At 55.0% G+C, this 17,231-nt stretch carries 24 protein-coding genes; 16 read left to right on the top strand and 8 right to left on the bottom strand.

All coding sequences use genetic code 11. The features are described 5' to 3' along the window. Position 1: 1 nt before the first annotated feature. The 3 genes from ABJL60_RS14215 to ABJL60_RS14205 are packed head-to-tail and all read left to right on the top strand — an operon-like array spanning position 2 to position 2,068. Complete coding sequence (locus ABJL60_RS14215; RefSeq protein WP_348376013.1) at positions 2-766, top strand: ATP-binding cassette domain-containing protein; 765 nt, start codon at positions 2-4, stop codon at positions 764-766. Next, entirely contained in the window at positions 766-1,671 is a 906-nt protein-coding gene (locus ABJL60_RS14210) for a glucokinase (protein WP_348376012.1), read from the top strand. Before ABJL60_RS14215 ends, ABJL60_RS14210 begins: the two co-directional genes overlap by 1 nt. A 4-nt stretch (positions 1,672-1,675) precedes the next feature. Continuing rightward, positions 1,676-2,068: a DUF1636 family protein gene (locus ABJL60_RS14205; protein WP_348376011.1), complete on the top strand. Its 393-nt coding sequence runs from the start codon at positions 1,676-1,678 to the stop codon at positions 2,066-2,068. A gap of 50 nt (positions 2,069-2,118) precedes the next feature. Here the strand turns inward: ABJL60_RS14205 and ABJL60_RS14200 are convergent, their stop codons facing one another. Both ABJL60_RS14200 and ABJL60_RS14195 read right to left on the bottom strand, forming a co-directional pair. Beyond that, on the bottom strand, positions 2,119-3,081 hold the full coding sequence (locus tag ABJL60_RS14200; RefSeq protein WP_348376010.1) for an acetyl-CoA carboxylase carboxyltransferase subunit alpha: 963 nt from the start codon (positions 3,079-3,081) through the stop codon (positions 2,119-2,121). A 104-nt stretch (positions 3,082-3,185) separates the two neighbouring features. Then, a complete protein-coding gene (locus ABJL60_RS14195) occupies positions 3,186-3,779 on the bottom strand; it encodes a LysE family translocator (RefSeq protein ID WP_348376009.1) in 594 nt (197 codons plus the stop codon). 72 nt (positions 3,780-3,851) lie between these two features. Between ABJL60_RS14195 and ABJL60_RS14190 the strand changes: the two genes are divergently transcribed. Continuing rightward, positions 3,852-4,304, top strand: coding sequence for an Lrp/AsnC family transcriptional regulator (locus ABJL60_RS14190; RefSeq protein ID WP_108829970.1), 453 nt, complete (start codon positions 3,852-3,854; stop codon positions 4,302-4,304). A 71-nt stretch (positions 4,305-4,375) separates the two neighbouring features. Here ABJL60_RS14190 and ABJL60_RS14185 read toward each other — a convergent pair whose 3' ends face one another. Both ABJL60_RS14185 and ABJL60_RS14180 read right to left on the bottom strand, forming a co-directional pair. Then, positions 4,376-4,840, bottom strand: a complete 465-nt coding sequence (locus tag ABJL60_RS14185) for a DUF302 domain-containing protein (protein ID WP_348376008.1) — start codon at positions 4,838-4,840, stop codon at positions 4,376-4,378. Positions 4,841-4,901: 61 nt separating this feature from the next. After that, on the bottom strand, positions 4,902-5,858 hold the full coding sequence (locus ABJL60_RS14180; protein WP_108827138.1) for an L-malyl-CoA/beta-methylmalyl-CoA lyase: 957 nt from the start codon (positions 5,856-5,858) through the stop codon (positions 4,902-4,904). 292 nt (positions 5,859-6,150) lie between these two features. Here ABJL60_RS14180 and dgcN point away from each other — a divergent pair, with 292 nt between their 5' ends. The 3 genes from dgcN (at position 6,151) to ABJL60_RS14165 (ending at position 9,056) form a co-directional block, all read left to right on the top strand. Then, positions 6,151-7,152 carry an N-acetyltransferase DgcN gene (gene dgcN, locus ABJL60_RS14175; RefSeq protein WP_348376007.1) on the top strand — a complete coding sequence of 334 codons (1,002 nt, stop codon included), beginning with the start codon at positions 6,151-6,153 and terminating at the stop codon, positions 7,150-7,152. Between the two features lie 72 nt (positions 7,153-7,224). Then, complete coding sequence (gene dgcA / locus ABJL60_RS14170) at positions 7,225-8,190, top strand: N-acetyl-D-Glu racemase DgcA (protein ID WP_348287572.1); 966 nt, start codon at positions 7,225-7,227, stop codon at positions 8,188-8,190. Between the two features lie 5 nt (positions 8,191-8,195). Beyond that, on the top strand, positions 8,196-9,056 hold the full coding sequence (locus ABJL60_RS14165) for a D-amino-acid transaminase (protein ID WP_348287570.1): 861 nt from the start codon (positions 8,196-8,198) through the stop codon (positions 9,054-9,056). A 27-nt stretch (positions 9,057-9,083) separates the two neighbouring features. Here the strand turns inward: ABJL60_RS14165 and ABJL60_RS14160 are convergent, their stop codons facing one another. Both ABJL60_RS14160 and ABJL60_RS14155 read right to left on the bottom strand, forming a co-directional pair. Then, positions 9,084-9,395, bottom strand: a complete 312-nt coding sequence (locus ABJL60_RS14160) for a DUF1244 domain-containing protein (RefSeq protein ID WP_348287568.1) — start codon at positions 9,393-9,395, stop codon at positions 9,084-9,086. Between the two features lie 78 nt (positions 9,396-9,473). Next, positions 9,474-10,211: an N-formylglutamate amidohydrolase gene (locus tag ABJL60_RS14155; RefSeq protein ID WP_348376006.1), complete on the bottom strand. Its 738-nt coding sequence runs from the start codon at positions 10,209-10,211 to the stop codon at positions 9,474-9,476. Between the two features lie 106 nt (positions 10,212-10,317). Between ABJL60_RS14155 and pyk the strand changes: the two genes are divergently transcribed. From pyk to ABJL60_RS14130, 5 genes are all read left to right on the top strand, one after another. Beyond that, the gene (gene pyk, locus ABJL60_RS14150) at positions 10,318-11,763 is read left to right on the top strand and encodes a pyruvate kinase (protein WP_348318700.1); all 1,446 of its coding nucleotides are present in this window, start codon (positions 10,318-10,320) and stop codon (positions 11,761-11,763) included. 29 nt (positions 11,764-11,792) lie between these two features. Further along, entirely contained in the window at positions 11,793-12,014 is a 222-nt protein-coding gene (locus tag ABJL60_RS14145) for a hypothetical protein (RefSeq protein WP_348287749.1), read from the top strand. A 137-nt stretch (positions 12,015-12,151) separates the two neighbouring features. Continuing rightward, on the top strand, positions 12,152-12,361 hold the full coding sequence (locus ABJL60_RS14140) for a hypothetical protein (protein WP_348287751.1): 210 nt from the start codon (positions 12,152-12,154) through the stop codon (positions 12,359-12,361). A gap of 31 nt (positions 12,362-12,392) precedes the next feature. Then, complete coding sequence (locus ABJL60_RS14135; RefSeq protein WP_348376005.1) at positions 12,393-13,199, top strand: OmpA family protein; 807 nt, start codon at positions 12,393-12,395, stop codon at positions 13,197-13,199. Between the two features lies 1 nt (position 13,200). Continuing rightward, positions 13,201-13,413 carry a hypothetical protein gene (locus tag ABJL60_RS14130; protein WP_348287754.1) on the top strand — a complete coding sequence of 71 codons (213 nt, stop codon included), beginning with the start codon at positions 13,201-13,203 and terminating at the stop codon, positions 13,411-13,413. 48 nt (positions 13,414-13,461) lie between these two features. Here the strand turns inward: ABJL60_RS14130 and ABJL60_RS14125 are convergent, their stop codons facing one another. Beyond that, complete coding sequence (locus tag ABJL60_RS14125) at positions 13,462-13,884, bottom strand: BLUF domain-containing protein (RefSeq protein WP_348376004.1); 423 nt, start codon at positions 13,882-13,884, stop codon at positions 13,462-13,464. A 311-nt stretch (positions 13,885-14,195) separates the two neighbouring features. On the opposite strand from ABJL60_RS14125, the gene rpmI reads away from it, so the two are divergent. From rpmI to ABJL60_RS14105, 4 genes are all read left to right on the top strand, one after another. Then, positions 14,196-14,396, top strand: a complete 201-nt coding sequence (gene rpmI / locus ABJL60_RS14120) for a 50S ribosomal protein L35 (protein WP_108827149.1) — start codon at positions 14,196-14,198, stop codon at positions 14,394-14,396. An 18-nt stretch (positions 14,397-14,414) separates the two neighbouring features. Then, on the top strand, positions 14,415-14,780 hold the full coding sequence (gene rplT, locus ABJL60_RS14115; protein WP_108827150.1) for a 50S ribosomal protein L20: 366 nt from the start codon (positions 14,415-14,417) through the stop codon (positions 14,778-14,780). Positions 14,781-15,391: 611 nt separating this feature from the next. Then, the gene (locus ABJL60_RS14110; RefSeq protein ID WP_348376002.1) at positions 15,392-16,099 is read left to right on the top strand and encodes a hypothetical protein; all 708 of its coding nucleotides are present in this window, start codon (positions 15,392-15,394) and stop codon (positions 16,097-16,099) included. A 3-nt stretch (positions 16,100-16,102) separates the two neighbouring features. Further along, a complete protein-coding gene (locus ABJL60_RS14105) occupies positions 16,103-16,462 on the top strand; it encodes a hypothetical protein (protein WP_348376001.1) in 360 nt (119 codons plus the stop codon). Here ABJL60_RS14105 and ABJL60_RS14100 read toward each other — a convergent pair. Next, positions 16,443-17,099: a DUF4123 domain-containing protein gene (locus ABJL60_RS14100; RefSeq protein ID WP_348376000.1), complete on the bottom strand. Its 657-nt coding sequence runs from the start codon at positions 17,097-17,099 to the stop codon at positions 16,443-16,445. The genes ABJL60_RS14105 and ABJL60_RS14100 overlap by 20 nt on opposite strands. Positions 17,100-17,231: the final 132 nt, after the last annotated feature.

Below are 17,231 nucleotides of genomic sequence, written 5' to 3'. Positions count from 1 at the left end.
CATGGAAATGAATAAGCAAACACCTCTGGTCGAGCTGAAAAACATGTCCATCGCCTTTGGCGGCGTACGGGCTGTAGACGATGTATCCATCAACCTATATTCCGGCGAAGTCGTGGGCCTTTTGGGCCACAATGGCGCAGGCAAATCCACGCTGATCAAGATGCTATCGGGGGCCTATGCCGCTGACAGTGGTGAAATCTGGATCAATGGCGAACGCGCCACCATCAACAACCCCCGTGATGCGCGACGCTATAACATCGAAACCATCTATCAGACGTTGGCTTTGGCCGACAATCTGGATGCTGCCAGCAACTTGTTTTTGGGGCGTGAACTGACCAGTGGTTTGGGCTTTGTGGATGATGACGCGATGGAGGCCGAAACTCGCAAAATCATGAACCGCCTGAACCCGAATTTCCAGAAATTTGCAGAACCAGTGTCTGCGCTGTCAGGCGGTCAACGGCAATCCGTGGCCATTGCACGGGCTGTTTATTTTGATGCGCGAATTCTGATCATGGATGAACCCACCGCGGCCCTTGGACCACACGAGACGCAGATGGTGTCCGAATTGATCCAGAAGTTGAAGGCCGACGGCATTGGCATCTTTCTGATCAGCCACGACATCCATGATGTGATGGAGCTGTGCGATCGGGCCTCGGTGATGAAGAACGGTCAATTGGTCGACACCGTGGATGTGAACGACGTGACGGATGATGAGCTGCTCAGCATGATCATTCTGGGCAAAAAGCCAGGCGAGGCCGCTGCCTGATGGAAAACGCGCCGACGCTATTGGCGGATGTTGGGGGCACCAACACGCGCCTTGCCGTGTATTGGCAGGGGCAGATTGTGGCGGGCAGCACGATGCATTACGCCAATGCCCGCATGGACAGTTTCGAAAGCGTTGTTGCCATGTATCTGGCGCACCGCGGTGGCACACGCCCAAACAGCCTGTGCGTTGCAATTGCGGGTCCTGTGACGGGGCGTTCGGGCGCTTTGACAAATGGGGCGTGGCGCTTTGATGCGGATGTTTTGCAGGGTCAGCTGGGTTTTGATGACGTGCAAGTGATCAATGATCTGGCGGCTTTGGGGTATGCTTTGCCGGCTTTGCCGACAGAGGCTGTGCAGCGCATTGGCGGTGGTGCGGCCCAAGACGGGCAGGCCCTTGTTGTTGGTGTGGCGACAGGCTTCAATGTAAGCCTAAGCGCGGATGGTCGCGTGTTTCAGGCAGAGCTTGGTCATGCCAGCCTGCCTGTGCGGGTGATGCAAATCCTGAAAACAGAACTGGGCGCCGCTGCGCCAGAATTCCAAACGGTCGAGCAGTGCTTTTCGGGGCCCGGATTGGCAAAAATCCATACCCTTCTGTGTGGTGTTCAGGCTGAACCTGCGGCGATCACGCGGGGTTGTGATCCGGCGTCTCAAGCCACGAAGGCCCTGTTTGCGCGTGCTTTGGGCGTGTTTTGTCGCGAAATGATCTATCAGTATTTGCCGCTTGGCGGCTTGTATTTCAACGGATCGTTGGCCCGGGCCATTCTAGGGCAAGATGTGGCAGAGATCGTTGTTCAAGAGGCGGGTAAGGACGCTGCTTTTGCAGGGCGTTTTGGTGAAATTCCGCTATATCTGATCACCGATGACACGGCTGCATTGTACGGGTGCGCTCGCTATATCTCAGGTTGACACAATGATGCAGGGCGCTGCAAATGCGCCTATGTCGAAGGATGCCCAAAATCGGTTGCTTGTCTGTGCCACATGCGAACGCGTGGAAGGTCACACTGCGCGTCAGGATTGTGCCGTTTTGCGTGGGGCTTTGAAGCAGACGGGGCTAAGTGACGCCATCGAAGTCGATGCGGTTTCCTGTCTGGGTGGTTGCGTGGCGCCGGTGAACATCAGCCTGCAAGGGCAAGGTCGGGCAACCTACGTCTTTGACGGTTTGGATGTGAAGGACGCGCAGTCCGACATCGTCACCCTGAGCCAGATGTTTCTGGCGTTGGACAAGGGCTGGATTGAAGACGCCCGGCCACTGGGAGATTTGCGCAATCACTTGCGAGCGCGTGTGCCGTCGTTTGAGCCATAGCCGTTGTCTTTCAAAGACAACGGTCCAGAAAATTTGAAATTTTCTGGACGTTAAGCCGCCAGCCCCTTTGAACCCAAATCCAGGAATTTTTTGCGGCGATCCGTGATCAGCTCTGCTGGTTTCATTTTGCCCAATTCAGCCAGCATGTCGCCAATTTCTACACTGACGGCTTCGATGGCTTTTTGCCAGTCACGGTGTGCGCCGCCCAAGGGTTCGGGGATGATGTGGTCGGTGACGCCAAGTTGCTTGAGATCTTGCGCTGTAAGGCGAAGGGCCTCTGCTGCTTCGCGCATTTTTTCTGCATCTTTCCACAGGATCGACGCGCAGCCCTCGGGCGAGATCACCGAATAAATCGAATGTTCCAGCATCGCGACACGGTTGGCCGTGGCAAATGCCACAGCGCCGCCGGACCCGCCTTCGCCGATGATCACCGAAATCAACGGCACGCCGATTTGCAAGCATTTTTCCGTCGCGCGGGCAATGGCCTCAGATTGGCCCCGTTCTTCTGCGCCTTTTCCGGGGTAGGCCCCTGCGGTGTCGACAAGGGTAATGACAGGCATGCCGAAGCGCCCCGCCAAATCCATCAACCGCGTGGCTTTGCGGTAGCCTTCGGGGCGCGCCATGCCAAAGTTGCGGTCGATGCGCGATTTGGTGTCGTTGCCTTTTTCATGGCCAATCACCATCACAGGGGTGCCGTTGAAGCGGGCCAAACCACCCATGACGGCGTGATCATCTGCGAAATTCCGGTCGCCGGCGAGCGGCGTGTATTCGGTGAACAGTGCTTTGATGTAATCGGCGCAATGGGGGCGGTCGGGGTGGCGCGCGACCTGACATTTACGCCATGGCGTCAGTGTCGCGTACAGCTCTTGCAGCATGGCGGCCGCTTTGACGTCGAGGGCTGCGGCTTCTGCCGTGACGTCCATATCTTCGTTGTCGCGCGCCATAGCCCGTAATTCTTCGGCCTTGCCTTCGATCTCAGCGAGAGGTTTTTCAAATTCCATATATTGCGTCATTGCCCTGTCCCTCAGATCTGGCTGCCGTGTTGGGTGTTATATGGCGGGCTATGATGCCTTTTGCAACGCTGTGCTGATGAGTGGCGCAGGAGGCAATGTGTCTTTTAGGGAAAGAGCACAGGATAAAGCGAGGCCACCAACAACGCCGCCATCGAATAGTTAAACATCCGCAACCGCGTGGGGTTGGTCAAAAAGCGCGCCATTTCGCGTCCCATCAGGTTCCATGTCGTGATGCATGGAATGTTAAATGCCCCGAAAACAGCCGTCACCAACAACAGCGCTGAAAAATTGGTGTCGGGCGTGTAAACCGTTACGGCTGTGACAGCCATGGTCCACGCCTTTGGGTTCACCCATTGAAACGCACATGCTTGCAGAAATGTCATCGGCGTTCCGGTTTGGTCCGATGTTTCCTTCGGTGCAGACGTCGCGATTTTCCATGCAAGATACAGCAGATAGACAACCGACCCGATTTTGAGGGTCGTGTGGGAGATCGGGTAGATTTCAAACACCTGTCCCAGTCCGAGGCCAACCAGAATGATCATCGCCAGAAACCCGAACCCTACACCCGCCATATGCGGCAAAGAGCGGGTGAATCCAAAATTTGCACCCGACGCCATCAACATCAAGTTGTTTGGGCCCGGAGTGATTGAACTGACAAAGGCGAAACCGGCAAGCGCCGTCAAAAGATCATACTGCATGCCGCAACTATTTACTGTTTGAGATGCTTTGAAATTGCGAAGCCACGCATTTTGTATTATATTTTGCAACAAATGGCGAAGCTTGATCAAATAAACGAGAATATATTGCAAGAGCTTATCCGTGATGGACGGATCAGCAACCTTGAATTGGCGGACCGGGTTGGTTTGTCTCCGTCTGCCTGTTTGCGTCGCGTGCAAGAGATGGAACGAACGGGTCTTATCAGCGGTTACCGCGCTGTTTTGGATCGCACCGCGTTGGGTATAGGTTTTCTGGCTTATATCGGGGTCGGTTTGCGCGATCATTCCAAGGAAAGTCAGGAAGGCTTTGAACGCGCGATGTCCCGCGCTGTTGAAGTCACAGAATGCCACAACATCACTGGCACCATCGAGTATCTGCTGCGCGTTGAATGCGCTGATATTGCCGCTTACAAAGCTTTTCACACAGACTTTTTAGGTGCCCATCCGCAAGTGAATGCCATCACAACCTATGTGGTTATGGGATCCCCAAAGGATGCGCGGGCCTGATAGGATCCAAGGGGCGCTGCCCCCGCCCGCTGCGCGGTCTCCCCCGGGATATTTTTGGCGAAAAGAAAACGCTAGTTTTGCGCGTCTTTTGCGATCTTTGCGAAGATTGAATCCAATTCTTCCGCAAGCGTCATCAGCTCTGCTCCGCCATCTTCTTTGTAGGGTGCAAAAACAAATGTCGGCGTCTTGTATGACAGGGTAGCAGTCTTGTTGGCGTTTTCCGTCACATAGAGCCTGATGGGTGCTTCAATCATTGCGGCAGTTGAGGTGCCCAACACTTTGACAGCGAAGTCGTTGTTGAACACGCCAATCACCCGGTTTCCGGGTATTGTGATGCCACGTTTTGCTGCCGCTGCGGTTGGCCCCGCTTGTGTGACCACGAACATGCCATGCGCTTTGACGGATGCACGCGTGTCTTTGACCAATTGTGCGTAGGGTTTATCCGTTTTGTGCACAGCCCAGCCGTCGCGGACTGACAGGTCTGCCGCCCGCAGAGACAGCGGGATGAAACACATAACTAGGATGAGAAAACGCATGGGGCCTCGCACGTAAGTAGAGGCCCCATTGGACGCGCCATCCGCGCCTTTGGCAAATCACTTATCCGTTGATCATTTCATGCTGACGCACGATCACCTCGGCTTGTTTGATGGATGCGATGTCCACCAGGCGGCCTTTGTAGACGGTTGCCCCTTCGCCATTTGCTTTGGCTGTTTCCATAGCTGCCAGAATTTCGCGGGCCTCGGATACGGCTTCGTCGGAGGGTGTGAACACTTCGTTGCTGATTGCGATTTGTTTTGGGTGGATGGCCCATTTCCCGACCATTCCCAATGTCGCGGACCGGCGCGCTTGCGCACGGCACCCTTCGTCGTCGGAGAAATCCCCGAATGGTCCATCAACGGGCAAAATACCGTGTGTGCGGCAGGCTGCAACAATTGCGGCTTGCGCCCAGTGCCATGGATCAGACCAGTGTTTCTGGCCTTCGTGCAGCATATAGTAGTTTTCCTGTGTCCCGCCGATGCCTGTCGTTTGCATGCCCATAGACGCGGCGAAGTCGGCGGCGCCGAGGCTCATGGCGACAAGGCGTGGCGAAGATGCAGCAATTTCTTCAACGTGGGCGATGCCCGCAGCGCTTTCGATGATGACCTCAAGATCGATGCGTTTTGTGCGTCCCTTTGCAGCTTCGATTGCAGTGACCAGCGCGTCAACGGCGTAGATGTCTGCCGCACAGCCCACTTTTGGAATCATGATCTGGTCAAGGCGTTCAGACGCCTGTTCCAACAGGTCCACGACATCGCGGTACCAAAAAGGGGTGTCGAGGCTGTTGATCCGCACAGACAAGGTTTTGTTGCCCCAATCAACTGTGTTGATGGCTTCAATCACATTGGCGCGTGCCACGTCTTTGTCAGTGGGGGCGACGCTGTCTTCGAGATCAAGATTGATGACGTCTGCGGCCGACGCTGCCATTTTGGCAAACAGCTTGGTGTTAGAACCCGGGCCGAAAAGCTGGCAGCGGTTTGGGCGTGCAGGTGGGGTGGGTTGCAGGCGGAAGCTCATTTTGTGGCCTTTCGGGTGGGAAACATTGTTGCGCTTGGGTTGCCCTAAGCAGGTATTAAATTGCGCAGAAGGGTGCAAGCGGGATTCTGCACCTGCAGCATTGACGTTGTGTGAGTCGGAGGGTTTCGTTGATTTTTCGACCAAGATGCAAAAATCTTCGAATGAATTAAGAAATCATCGAAGATATCTCCCAAAAACTGCTGTATTGACTGAGAATTGGAATTGAATTGCGTGATAGGTCAGCGATATTGCCCGAAACTGACACATTCATTAATACCGTGGGGGCTTCGCTATGATCCAAACACCTTATCTTTTGTTCCTGGGCGACGCGCCTGATCAATTGGCTGCTAAAGTTGCACAAGGTATCAAGGACTGGCGTCCTGACAATGCAGTTGGCCAGTTCCGCCTGCCAGGATGCGGCGCGGATATGGGCATTCCCGATCTGACGCTGGAAGAAGGGCTGAACGCAGGCGCCAAGACGTTGGTGATTGGTGTTGCCAACCGTGGCGGTATCATTTCCGATGCTTGGAAAGTGGTGATCGTCAAGGCTCTGAAGATGGGTTACGATGTGGCTGCTGGCCTGCACAACCTGTTGCGCGACGAAGACGAGCTTCAAGCTGCTGCCAAAGTCAATGGTCGTACTTTGCATGATGTGCGTGTGCCTTCCGTGGCTTACCCGATCGCCAACGGTGAAAAGCGCACAGGCAAACGTGTGTTGGCCATCGGCACCGATTGTTCGTGTGGCAAAATGTACACGGCCATGTCCATGGACGCTGAAATGGTAAAGCGCGGTTTGAAATCAGACTTTCGCGCAACAGGACAGACCGGGATTTTGATCACAGGCAAGGGCGTGCCTTTGGATGCGGTCATTGCTGATTTCATGGCTGGTGCTGTTGAGTACCTGACCCCTGACAATGATGCCGACCATTGGGATCACATTGAAGGCCAAGGCAGCCTGTTCCACGTGTCTTATTCCGGTGTGACCATGGCCTTGATTCATGGTGGCCAACCCGATGCGCTGATTTTGTGCCACGAGCCAACCCGCACGCACATGCGTGGTTTGCCGCATTACACGTTGCCTTCTTTGGAGCAGTTGCGTGATACGGCTTTGCCCATTGCCCGTGTGGCCAATCCAGACTGCCAGATTGCTGGTGTGTCAGTGAACACCAAAGCGCTGGACGAAGCAGAGGCGCGGGCCTGTCTGTCAGAGATTGAGGATCGCATGGGTCTGCCCGCGACCGATCCGTTCCGCTTTGGGGCGGGGCCTTTGGTGGATCGTTTGCTTGAACTTTAAAGGTTCGGTCTATGCTGCCTTTGCCGGATGCCTCCGGCGGAGGTTTTCTTTGCGAGATGAACGGGGGATACAATGCGCATTGATGTGAGCCATGACGTTTTCAAGTTGGCGCAGGTGTTTACCATTGCGCGCGGGTCTCGCACCGAGGCCAAGGTGCTGACGGTTCATCTGGATGATGGCACCCACAAAGGGTGGGGCGAATGTGTGCCTTATGCCCGCTATGGTGAAAGCCTTGACAGCGTGACAGATCAGATCAAGGGATTGCCTGGCGATGTGACCCGCCAGGCGTTGTATGATCTATTGCCGGCGGGCGCCGCGCGAAATGCGGTGGATTGTGCGCTTTGGGATATAGAAGCCAAACGGGTCGGAAAACGTGTTTGGGAGCTGGCCGGTCTGTCTGCCCCGACCCCCGAGATCACGGCATATACTTTGTCATTGGATACGCCCGAAGCCATGCAGGCCCAAGCGTCCGAGCACGCCTTTCGCCCGTTGTTGAAAATCAAGCTGGGCACGCCTGATGACATGCCGCGTTTGGAAGCCGTGCGGCGCGGTGCCCCTAAATCCACCATCATTGTAGATGCCAACGAAGGCTGGTCTGCTGAAGTTTATGCCGATCTTGCACCTCATTTGGTGCGCTTGGGCGTTGCCCTTGTTGAGCAGCCGGTCCCTGCGGGCGAAGACGACGCTTTGTTGGGTATGGAACGCCCTGTGCCTGTTTGCGCAGACGAAAGTGCCCATGACACAGCAAGCTTGCCCAAATTGCGCGGTAAATATGATGTGGTGAACATCAAGCTGGATAAGACTGGTGGTTTGACGGAAGCTTTGGCGCTGCGTGATGCTGCGTTGGCTGAGGGCTACAAGGTTATGGTCGGATGCATGGTCGGGTCATCTTTGGCGATGGCACCGGCGACTTTGGTGGCCCAAGGTGCGCTGATAACGGACCTTGACGGCCCGCTTCTTCTGGCCGAAGACCGTGATGAACCTTTGACATTCGATGCCGCTGGCGTGCACCCGCCGTCAGCCACACTATGGGGATAAATCCAATGCGCACAGTCTATTTGAACGGTGAATATGTTGCCGAAAACGAAGCCAAAGTGTCTATCTTTGACCGTGGGTTCCTGATGGCGGATGGGGTTTATGAGGTGACGTCTGTCCTGGATGGCAAGCTGGTGGATTTTGACGGGCATGCGGTGCGGTTGGAGCGGTCATTGGGCGAGTTGGGCATGAAAAACCCCATCACCAAAGATGAATTACTGGCAGTTCACCGTGAACTGGTCACGCGCAACGACGTCGTGGATGGCGGCGTTTATTTGCAGATCACACGCGGCGCACCGGCTGACCGCGATTTTGCCTTTCCTGACCCTGAAACAACGCCTTGTACCGTCGTCTTATTCACGCAATCCAAGCCGGGTGTCACCGAAAGCCCCGCGTCAAAAGCCGGCATCAAAGTGATTTCCATCGCCGATGAACGTTGGGGCCGCCGCGACATCAAAACCGTTCAATTGCTGTACCCGTCCATGGGCAAAATGATGGCAAAGGCCGCAGGGTGCGATGACGCTTGGATGGTCGAAGATGGCTTTGTGACCGAAGGTACATCGAACAACGCCTATATCGTCAAAGGCAACAAGATCATCACACGTGCTTTGTCCAACGACATTCTGCACGGCATCACCCGCGCCGCCGTTTTACGTTTCGCGCAAGAGGCGCAGATGGAAGTGGAAGAGCGCAACTTTACCATCGACGAGGCGAAAGAGGCTGACGAGGCGTTCATTACCTCGGCCACGATGTTCGTGAACGGTGTGGTCGAGATTGACGGCGCGCAGATTGGCGACGGTGTGCCCGGACATGTGTCCAAGCGCTTGCGCGAGATCTATCTGGATGAAAGCCGCAAAGTTGCGATTTAAGATTGGTGAGATGGGCTGAACCCCACCTTACTTGTCTGTCACATTTTCTTTGAAGGCAGTTTTGAACGCATCTTGTTGTGCGCCTGATGCGTCGGTTTGGAAGTTTGCCTTCCAGTCATCCATAGTCATGCCGTAGAAGGCCATGCGCCCTTCATCTTTTGTCATGTCGATGCCCCGTTCATTGGCCGCTTCCTGATACCAGCGTGACAGGCAGTTCCGGCAGAACCCTGTCAGGTTCATCATGTCGATGTTTTGCACGTCTGTGCGGTCTTCCATCAGGTGTTTTTGCAGGCGGCGAAATGCTGCTGCTTCAAGTTCGAGTTGGGTTTGAGGGTCCATAGGATCGGTCCTTTTGCATGGGGTCGGACCGGGGCGCGGCCCCGGACCCCGAGGTTTGTTTTGCGAGATGAAGTTGGATCAAAGGTTGGTCATGGCACGGGCTTTTACAAGATGCGCTGCAAGGAAGTGTGCCCATTTCACTTGATCTTGCTCTGTTTCAATCAGGTCATTGCGGATTTCGATCAGTACATTTGGCCGGTTCTTTTGTAATCCATGCTGATCGATGGCATCGCCGGGCAGGTGCCCTGCGTAGGGTTCATTATTGCCGACAGGGGTGTCTAGCGCGGCGCTGAGGCTGTCCATCAAGGGCAGGGCCATGCGTGTGTCGGTGTGATAGAGCACGCCGATTTCCCACGGCCGCAGGTCGCGACCTTTGAGTTGGGGGGTGAAACTGTGGATCGACACCAGCACCGTATTGGGACGCTTTGCCAAAGTTTCATATGCCGTGTGGTAGGGCGTGTAGCAGCCATTGATCCTGCGCTGGCGTTCTGCGTCGTCCGCTGTCCTGTTGCCCGGAATGATTGTGCCATCGTACAGTTTCATCAGCAGCGTTGGATCGTCCATGCCCCTGTTGGGGTCGATCACAAGCCTTGAGAAATTCGACAGAATTGCGGGCGCATCCAGTATGTCAGCCAATGCGCGTGTCACCCCGGCTGCACCGATGTCATAGGCGATGTGGCGTTGCATGTCTGCTTGAGCCAGCCCCAAATCCCCGCCGTTCACAAAGTCTGGCACGGTGTTGTTGGCGTGATCACATGTGATCAGCCAAGGGTTGCTGCGAGATGCGCCGTGGGTGAAAAATGGTTCAAATGTCATGGGTCTGTTACCTTGGTGCTGCCATGAGGTTTACGGCAGTTGCTCCGGAATGTGAATTGGGCGATAAGGCTGCAACTGATAGCGATAACAGCAAGGATGCCCCATCATGAGACGACTGCGCAGCGTGAAAATCGTAGCTACTTTGGGACCAGCTTCTGACAGCTATGACATGATCCGCGCCTTGCATGAGGCGGGCGCAGATGTGTTTCGTCTGAACATGTCCCATGGCAGCCATGAGGAAATTGCCGAAAAACATGCCATCATCCGTCAGGTCGAGCAGGATTTGAACAGCACTATCGGTATTCTGGCTGACTTGCAGGGCCCCAAATTGCGTGTCGGCGTGTTTGCCGGTGACAGTGAGATGCTGGACGAAGGCGCAAAATTTCGCCTTGATCTGGACAAAGCCGAAGGCGACAGCGCCCGCGTTTGCCTGCCGCATCCCGAGATTTTTGCGGCACTTGAACCCGGCGCGTCCTTGTTGGTCAATGACGGGAAAATCAGGTTGCGGGTCGAGGCCTGCGGTAAGGATTTTGCCGATTGCACCGTTGTCATCGGAGGCGTGATTTCCAATCGTAAAGGTGTCAACGTGCCCGATGTGGAACTGCCGTTGGCGGCGCTGTCTGAAAAGGACAAGGCCGATCTGGAATGTGTCTGTGGGTTGGGTGTCGATTGGTTGGCGCTTAGCTTTGTGCAACGCCCTGCAGACGTCGAGGAAGCGCGTGCGTTGGTTCAGGGGCGCGCGGCGATCTTGTCCAAGATCGAAAAGCCAAACGCGGTGGACCGCTTTGATGATATTCTGGCTGTCAGCGACGGGATCATGGTCGCGCGGGGCGATCTGGGTGTGGAGCTGCCTGTGCAAAATGTGCCGCCCATTCAAAAGCGGTTGGTGCGCAAATGCCGTGCTGCGGCCAAGCCTGTGATTGTGGCGACCCAGATGCTGGAATCCATGATCGAGAGCCCGATGCCGACACGCGCCGAGGTCTCTGATGTGGCAACTGCCATCTATGAAGGGGCCGATGCCGTCATGCTGAGCGCCGAAAGTGCTGCAGGCGGCTACCCCATCGAAGCGGTGCGCACCATGGACAATGTGGCGCAAGAGGTCGAAGCCGACAGCACGTATCGCCAAATCATCGAAGCCAGCCGCACCGCCAATCGCACAACTGTTGCCGACGGTATTGTGGCCGCTGCCCGTGAGATCGCAGAAACAACAGACATCAAAGCCATTTGCTGCTTTACTCAAAGCGGAACCACAGCGCTTTTGACAGCACGGGAACGTCCGCGCGTGCCGATTGTCGCGATGACACCACTGGTTGGTACAGCCCGTCGGTTGGCGTTAAGCTGGGGCATCAACTGCGTACAAACAAGCATGATGGATCGTTTCAAAGGGGCTGTGGTGAGCGCCGCAAAAGCCGCGCGCGATCAGGGGTATGCGGATGAAAGCGATCAGATCCTTGTGACGGCAGGTGTCCCTTTCAATGTGACAGGCACAACCAACATTCTGCGTGTGGCGCCCTGTGACGAGCGTTTGATTTTCAACACTGATCCAGAGTAGGTTACCCACATATTGTGGAGTAACGAACAATGGAACCAGATATTGCATTGGTCGTGGGGATTATTGTCGCCATTTTTGCGATCCCTTCGATGTTGTCTGCCTTAACGGACAGGCGGGCGCCTCGTGCGTCGGCAATTACGATTTTAATCGCTGGTGGGCTGATTATCTACGCGATCCAGACAAAGCCCAACGGATATAGCCTGCAAGATGTGCCCAATGCCTTTGTGCGTGTGGTGGCCCAGATCCTTTAGGGCCTGATGCGTTTTTGTTGGGCGCGCGAATTCAGAAAAAGCCTTGAAAAGTATCTGTAAGAGCCATTTGTAGATTTGTGCCTTGAAGCTCTAGGTGCTACCACAAAATATGGTACGATGTAATTGTGGATCCCTAAATGCAGCCTGTCCTTTATTCACATAGACTAAAAACGGTGTTGCAACACACTGTGCGTGAATTGGGTCTGACCTTGGTCTTGAATGATCAGCAAAGCCTTCTGCCGCTACGCGAAAACGAGGCTGTTATTCGGGAATCGGCAGCCTTGTTGGGGATCAATGTGAATATCGAGATAAGCGCGGACAGCACGACAGTGACGTTTTTCGCGTAAAAAAGCTGCGCTGATTTGATCGGGGGATGAAATGGCACAAGGGCTGGGTAAAACTGAACCGGCGACTGCACGGTTGCGCAAAGCGGGTCTAAGCCACGCGGCGGCTCAGCGTGTGATGTCGGGGCGCAAACGCAAAACGCCCTTTGTGCTTTATGTTGCGGGCGCGCTTGGATTTGCTTTGCTGGGTGCCGGGGCATTTACTGCATGGTCGCAGTCGGGAACCGACAGCATGACGATTACCCGAACCGCCGCTGTGCAAGAAGGCGCGGAAAGCACGAATGCAAGCAACCCGACCGCTGCGCTTGCCACGCCGCAGGACATTGTGATTTCCCAACGTGCCGATACGACGCTTGCGTTTTCCTTGACGGAAGTGCCTGGGGCCTTGCCCCCGGCGCCGGCCCCTGCACCTGTCATTAGACCCACCCCACAGCTGAAACCAGCTGCCGATGTGGTGGCAGCACGCGACTGTGTAGATAATCTTCAAGATATTATGGCCCAAACCGTCATCGGCTTTGACGCCGGTTCAACGGGTATCAACGCAGATGGGCGCGATACATTGCGGATGCTGGGCATCGCTGTACGCTATTGTCCGCAAGCCCATATTGTCGTGGCCGGGCATTCCGATCCGTCCGGCGACGAGGCCAGCAACCTGAAACTCAGCTGGGACCGCGCCGACAGTGCGCTCGCGGTTTTGGCGGACCTTGATCTGTTGGTCGACAACTTTGAACCGATGGGCTTTGGGTCGCAATTGCCATTTGCTCAGGGGGATGCGTCAGAGGATGCAGAAAACCGCCGCGTTGATTTTCAGATAACCCGCATCACCGAAGGGAAGAACTGAAATGACAACCACAATCATGGTGTGGGCGGGAATGATGATTCTGTCTGGTGTGCTGGGGTTTGTTTTGGGCCAGCGCCGCGGTGTCGGTATCGAAGCAAATGACAGCGAAGCCTACGTGTCCGCGCTTGCGAAAATGCAGCGCCGTTTGAACGAGGCAGAGGCCCGCAACCGTCGTGCCGAAGCAGAGACACAAAAGCTAAAACGCCGCCGGTGATATGGCGGCGATTTACGCGTTTAATTCTAGTTTCACAGCGCCAACGACTTACCGTGTTGGCGCCAATTCGATTGCAATGTCCTGAAGCACGTCCAGCAGGCTGTCCACGTTCACCGTTTCGGGGTTCACATTATCCGTCGAGAAGTAGCGTAGATAGATTTCGCGGGTCCGTTCATCCATGCCCTGATGCAAGCCCATGGACCACTTTGAAAACATACGTTCGCGCACATCGGCACATGACAGCAAGATGATGTTGGCGTGACGGGAATCGCGTGAAATACGGTGGTACAGGGCGGACACTTCAACGCGTCCGCCTTCAAGCACCTGCAAGAAATGGTCTCCGTTGTAGTGTAAAATTCCTGTCAGATTTTGCCGCGCATTGTTGGTTTGGCACGTTTCGATCAGTGTTTGGCAGTCCAGTTTTTCAGACGGATTGCGTTGGCTGTAGTAAACAAGACGTGTCAGGTTCATGAATACACCTCGGGACTTAAGTTTCTGGTCGCAGCATTTGGTAGCCTATTGGGCTGATATGTACAGATTTTGATGGCTTGATGGTGCTTTCAAGGTGAAGTGCAAGCCAGATTTATTCTGCTCTCATCGGGCAGCCCCCCCCCCTATAGCTGCCCTTGGTGGCGACAGGGGTTCTTTTTCGGGGTGCGCATGGGCCAAAACACCCTTGCGTCACATGCCGTTCCCCCCTATAGCCCAACTTCGTTCCGCGCGTCCGGCCGATATGGCATGCCGAGTCGCGCAAATACCGAACTCAAACTCAGGAGACGGAAATGCCAAAGATGAAGACGAAATCGAGCGCCAAGAAGCGCTTTAAGGTTTCCGCGACCGGTAAGGTCATGGGCGCCCAGGCTGGCAAACAGCACGGGATGATCAAACGCACGAACAAATTCCTGCGCAACGCACGCGGCACGACAGCTTTGTCTGCGCCAGATGCAAAAATCATCAAGGGCTTCATGCCCTACGACCGTTAAGCCAGAAGGAATTACAATATGTCTCGAGTCAAAGGTGGCACAGTCACTCACGCCCGTCACAAGAAGGTCATCAAGGCCGCCAAAGGCTACTACGGCCGTCGCAAGAGCACCTTTAAGGTCGCGCGCCAGGCGGTGGACAAAGCCAACCAATACGCAACCCGTGACCGCCATAACCGCAAGCGCAACTTCCGTGCGCTGTGGATCCAGCGGATCAACGCGGCTGTGCGCTCCCACGACGAGGCGCTGACATACTCGCGCTTCATCAACGGTCTGAACCTGGCTGGCATCGAAGTGGACCGTAAGGTTCTGGCCGATCTGGCAGTACACGAGCCCGAAGCATTCGGTGCGATCGTGTCCCAAGCACAGGCAGCTTTGGCCAACTAAGCCAAGCTCAAGTCGACTTTGAAAAGCCGCTCCGGTATCTCGGGGCGGCTTTTTCGTTTGTAGAGACGAATTATTTTGACTTGAGTTAGCGGCAAAACGCGTCATGTTAGCGACGTTAGCTTTGAGTATTTGCGTATGACCTGTACAACCGGAAACTGTCCGCCCCCCAACACTATCTGCGAAGCCATTCGCAAAAAGATCGATGAATACATCAATCGAGACAAACGTGCCGCAGGCAATGGCGGGACGCATGGTCTCGTGCATCGGTTTCGCGAGCAAATCAACGGTGCAAGTGGTCCAGGGACGCGGGGATGGGATACACATCACAAAGCGATCACAGATCAGCAACGCGGACTTGGCAAGCTATTGAAAAAATTGGAAAAGAACTTTTGCGGACCTCCGCCTCCAGGTGCGAGAAACTGGGCGGAACGCCCTGCACCACAACCCTCTGAATGGGTGGATCCGAATCCCGGAATCACTCCGGGTGGTGCTGCAAAAGTCGTGGCCGGCGGGGCCGCTACTGTTGGGATTGGATATCTGATCTATCGCGGTATTCGTATGATTCCATCGCTCTTCTTCCCGCCGAGTATTCCTTTTAATGCGGCAATCCCATGACCCTTAGACAACACGCACAAGCCCGAACACCCGAACATTGGGGCACTTTGGCAGCCTACTTTTCTATGGATGTGACAGAGCCGTTTTGGGAAAAGCTTGGCTTTGTGTCCGAGCGTGGGGTGGCGGAGTGCCGTGCAGCACTGCGCGATATGATACTTCGACTGCGGCAAGCGGCAGTGAAATCGCCTAATCCTTTGCCCGATATCCGCGACTGGGTTTTCACCGATGGTCCTTTGGCGTGGACGGCGCAAGAGCAACAAAGCTTCTTGGAACTGGGGATCAATTTTGAAGCGACCCATTCTGAAAAACCGCATATTTCATCTTGGGCCAGCGTTTTGATTTACTTTCCGGGAATGTTTGACGCGACGGTTGCGGCCGTGAATGATCCTGATGCCATCAGCCACATTCTTGAGATGCGCGATTCAGAGCTTCCCACCGATGCACCGGAAAAACTCAGCATGTGGGACGCTCAAATGTGCGCCAGACATGGGTGGAATCCAAAGGATGAATTGGAATACTTCCCCCCTTTGGACGAGCTGTCTATTGTTGAAAACCAGATAATTGCCGACCAAATCCTGCGATGGGCAGCGGTAAACCTTGATCCAGCAGCGCAACGGGTGTTTTGGGAAAATGCACAAGCCGCGATTGATGAACTTGGCGTTTGGATACCTGAGCCGCTGAAGCCCCTGCATTTGAAAGTCTAGAAAATGTTTCGCATTTCCAAAGCCCAAATGGCCGCTTTGAATGAAACCGCAACTGTGCGCCTGAAGCGGCGTGTGGCAGAACAAGTGATATTGGAAGAACCTGCATGGGCCGAAGAACGGGACGCTCTTGATGCTGTGATTGATCAGCTTTTTGAAAGTGGGTTTACCAGTTTCGACACGCTTTACGGCGCCACGATCGGCCTGATCCTTGTGGCGCAACGTGCAGACATGCCAGATGCCGCTGAGGCGCGGACGTTAACGGATGCTATTCTCTTTAATCAGGATCACTCAGCCGAGGCGCGGCTGGCCTTTTTTAATGCTCAGGAATTGACCGAACCAGCGTCTAGGTTGGTCGCAGAGTAACAAAGTCTTCACCGCTTTTGGCCCCAAACGCCTCGACGCCTTTAAGCAGGGCGTGCAGTTGGCTTGGGTCCAGAACCTCGGCAAGACGTTCCACCCATGAGGGTTCCCAAAAACGGAAAAACATCCATGTGTCCGTTTCGTCGCGGACTTTGGTAAACTTGCGGAAATGGGTCCGTAAACTGTTCAAGTCTTCATACGACCGCAAGATCACGCCGCCGTCCGTGTCCCAAACATCCCAAGGCGCAGAAGACTGTGTGAACAGGCCCCGCACAAACCGGTTGTTGTCTTCCAGTGCAACGATCCAAGGGGCTGCATCCCCCAGATCCTCCAAGGCCTTGCCCTGAAACAAGCATTGATGTGGCAGGCGGGATCCTTCCAACATCTGAGGCAGGTTTGTGATCTTGGCCGCATCCAGAATTGCAAAACTGGCAGGTGCTGCCGCATCGGGGGACTGTGGCAACGGACCAAAGACGGCGGGCCAAAGTGCGGCGGGCACTGTTTCGTCTGTGGTGCCGTCCAAAGGGGTCACATCCGTGATCCTGTCCAACGCATAATGCATGGGGTCATGCGGTGTCTGCGCAATCACATCGGTCTTGGATGCGGTCGGCGTCAGGGCCCATGGATCGTCTTCTTGCATTGGGCCTACCCCTTATGTTTACCCAGCCTATCCTGTGTTTCCGTTTGATTTTGTCAACCAAAGGTTACGGTTTGGCTGTCGTTTGTAATGGCACGGCTTGCAATCAAAACCCTCGGGCGCTAGCAGAGTGCA

Source organism: Ascidiaceihabitans sp. (genome assembly GCF_039986515.1).
In the GTDB taxonomy this organism is placed as follows: domain Bacteria; phylum Pseudomonadota; class Alphaproteobacteria; order Rhodobacterales; family Rhodobacteraceae; genus Ascidiaceihabitans.
This window is presented reverse-complemented; position numbering and strand designations above follow the sequence as displayed.

Bases quoted from the DNA above. Each gene is read 5' to 3' on its own strand.
- ABJL60_RS14140 (WP_348287751.1), top strand. From the start codon at position 12,152: ATGCAGCCTGTCCTTTATTCACATAGACTAAAAACGGTGTTGCAACAC.
- ABJL60_RS14210 (WP_348376012.1), top strand. From the start codon at position 766: ATGGAAAACGCGCCGACGCTATTGGCGGATGTTGGGGGCACCAACACG.
- rplT (WP_108827150.1), top strand. From the start codon at position 14,415: ATGTCTCGAGTCAAAGGTGGCACAGTCACTCACGCCCGTCACAAGAAG.
- ABJL60_RS14100 (WP_348376000.1), bottom strand. From the start codon at position 17,099: ATGCAAGAAGACGATCCATGGGCCCTGACGCCGACCGCATCCAAGACC.
- ABJL60_RS14130 (WP_348287754.1), top strand. From the start codon at position 13,201: ATGACAACCACAATCATGGTGTGGGCGGGAATGATGATTCTGTCTGGT.
- ABJL60_RS14145 (WP_348287749.1), top strand. From the start codon at position 11,793: ATGGAACCAGATATTGCATTGGTCGTGGGGATTATTGTCGCCATTTTT.
- ABJL60_RS14135 (WP_348376005.1), top strand. From the start codon at position 12,393: ATGGCACAAGGGCTGGGTAAAACTGAACCGGCGACTGCACGGTTGCGC.
- ABJL60_RS14195 (WP_348376009.1), bottom strand. From the start codon at position 3,779: ATGCAGTATGATCTTTTGACGGCGCTTGCCGGTTTCGCCTTTGTCAGT.
- ABJL60_RS14180 (WP_108827138.1), bottom strand. From the start codon at position 5,858: ATGAGCTTCCGCCTGCAACCCACCCCACCTGCACGCCCAAACCGCTGC.
- ABJL60_RS14105 (WP_348376001.1), top strand. From the start codon at position 16,103: ATGTTTCGCATTTCCAAAGCCCAAATGGCCGCTTTGAATGAAACCGCA.
- pyk (WP_348318700.1), top strand. From the start codon at position 10,318: ATGAGACGACTGCGCAGCGTGAAAATCGTAGCTACTTTGGGACCAGCT.
- dgcN (WP_348376007.1), top strand. From the start codon at position 6,151: ATGATCCAAACACCTTATCTTTTGTTCCTGGGCGACGCGCCTGATCAA.
- ABJL60_RS14215 (WP_348376013.1), top strand. From the start codon at position 2: ATGGAAATGAATAAGCAAACACCTCTGGTCGAGCTGAAAAACATGTCC.
- ABJL60_RS14125 (WP_348376004.1), bottom strand. From the start codon at position 13,884: ATGAACCTGACACGTCTTGTTTACTACAGCCAACGCAATCCGTCTGAA.
- ABJL60_RS14160 (WP_348287568.1), bottom strand. From the start codon at position 9,395: ATGGACCCTCAAACCCAACTCGAACTTGAAGCAGCAGCATTTCGCCGC.
- ABJL60_RS14205 (WP_348376011.1), top strand. From the start codon at position 1,676: ATGATGCAGGGCGCTGCAAATGCGCCTATGTCGAAGGATGCCCAAAAT.
- ABJL60_RS14110 (WP_348376002.1), top strand. From the start codon at position 15,392: ATGACCCTTAGACAACACGCACAAGCCCGAACACCCGAACATTGGGGC.
- ABJL60_RS14155 (WP_348376006.1), bottom strand. From the start codon at position 10,211: ATGACATTTGAACCATTTTTCACCCACGGCGCATCTCGCAGCAACCCT.
- ABJL60_RS14165 (WP_348287570.1), top strand. From the start codon at position 8,196: ATGCGCACAGTCTATTTGAACGGTGAATATGTTGCCGAAAACGAAGCC.
- ABJL60_RS14200 (WP_348376010.1), bottom strand. From the start codon at position 3,081: ATGACGCAATATATGGAATTTGAAAAACCTCTCGCTGAGATCGAAGGC.
- rpmI (WP_108827149.1), top strand. From the start codon at position 14,196: ATGCCAAAGATGAAGACGAAATCGAGCGCCAAGAAGCGCTTTAAGGTT.
- dgcA (WP_348287572.1), top strand. From the start codon at position 7,225: ATGCGCATTGATGTGAGCCATGACGTTTTCAAGTTGGCGCAGGTGTTT.
- ABJL60_RS14185 (WP_348376008.1), bottom strand. From the start codon at position 4,840: ATGCGTTTTCTCATCCTAGTTATGTGTTTCATCCCGCTGTCTCTGCGG.
- ABJL60_RS14190 (WP_108829970.1), top strand. From the start codon at position 3,852: ATGGCGAAGCTTGATCAAATAAACGAGAATATATTGCAAGAGCTTATC.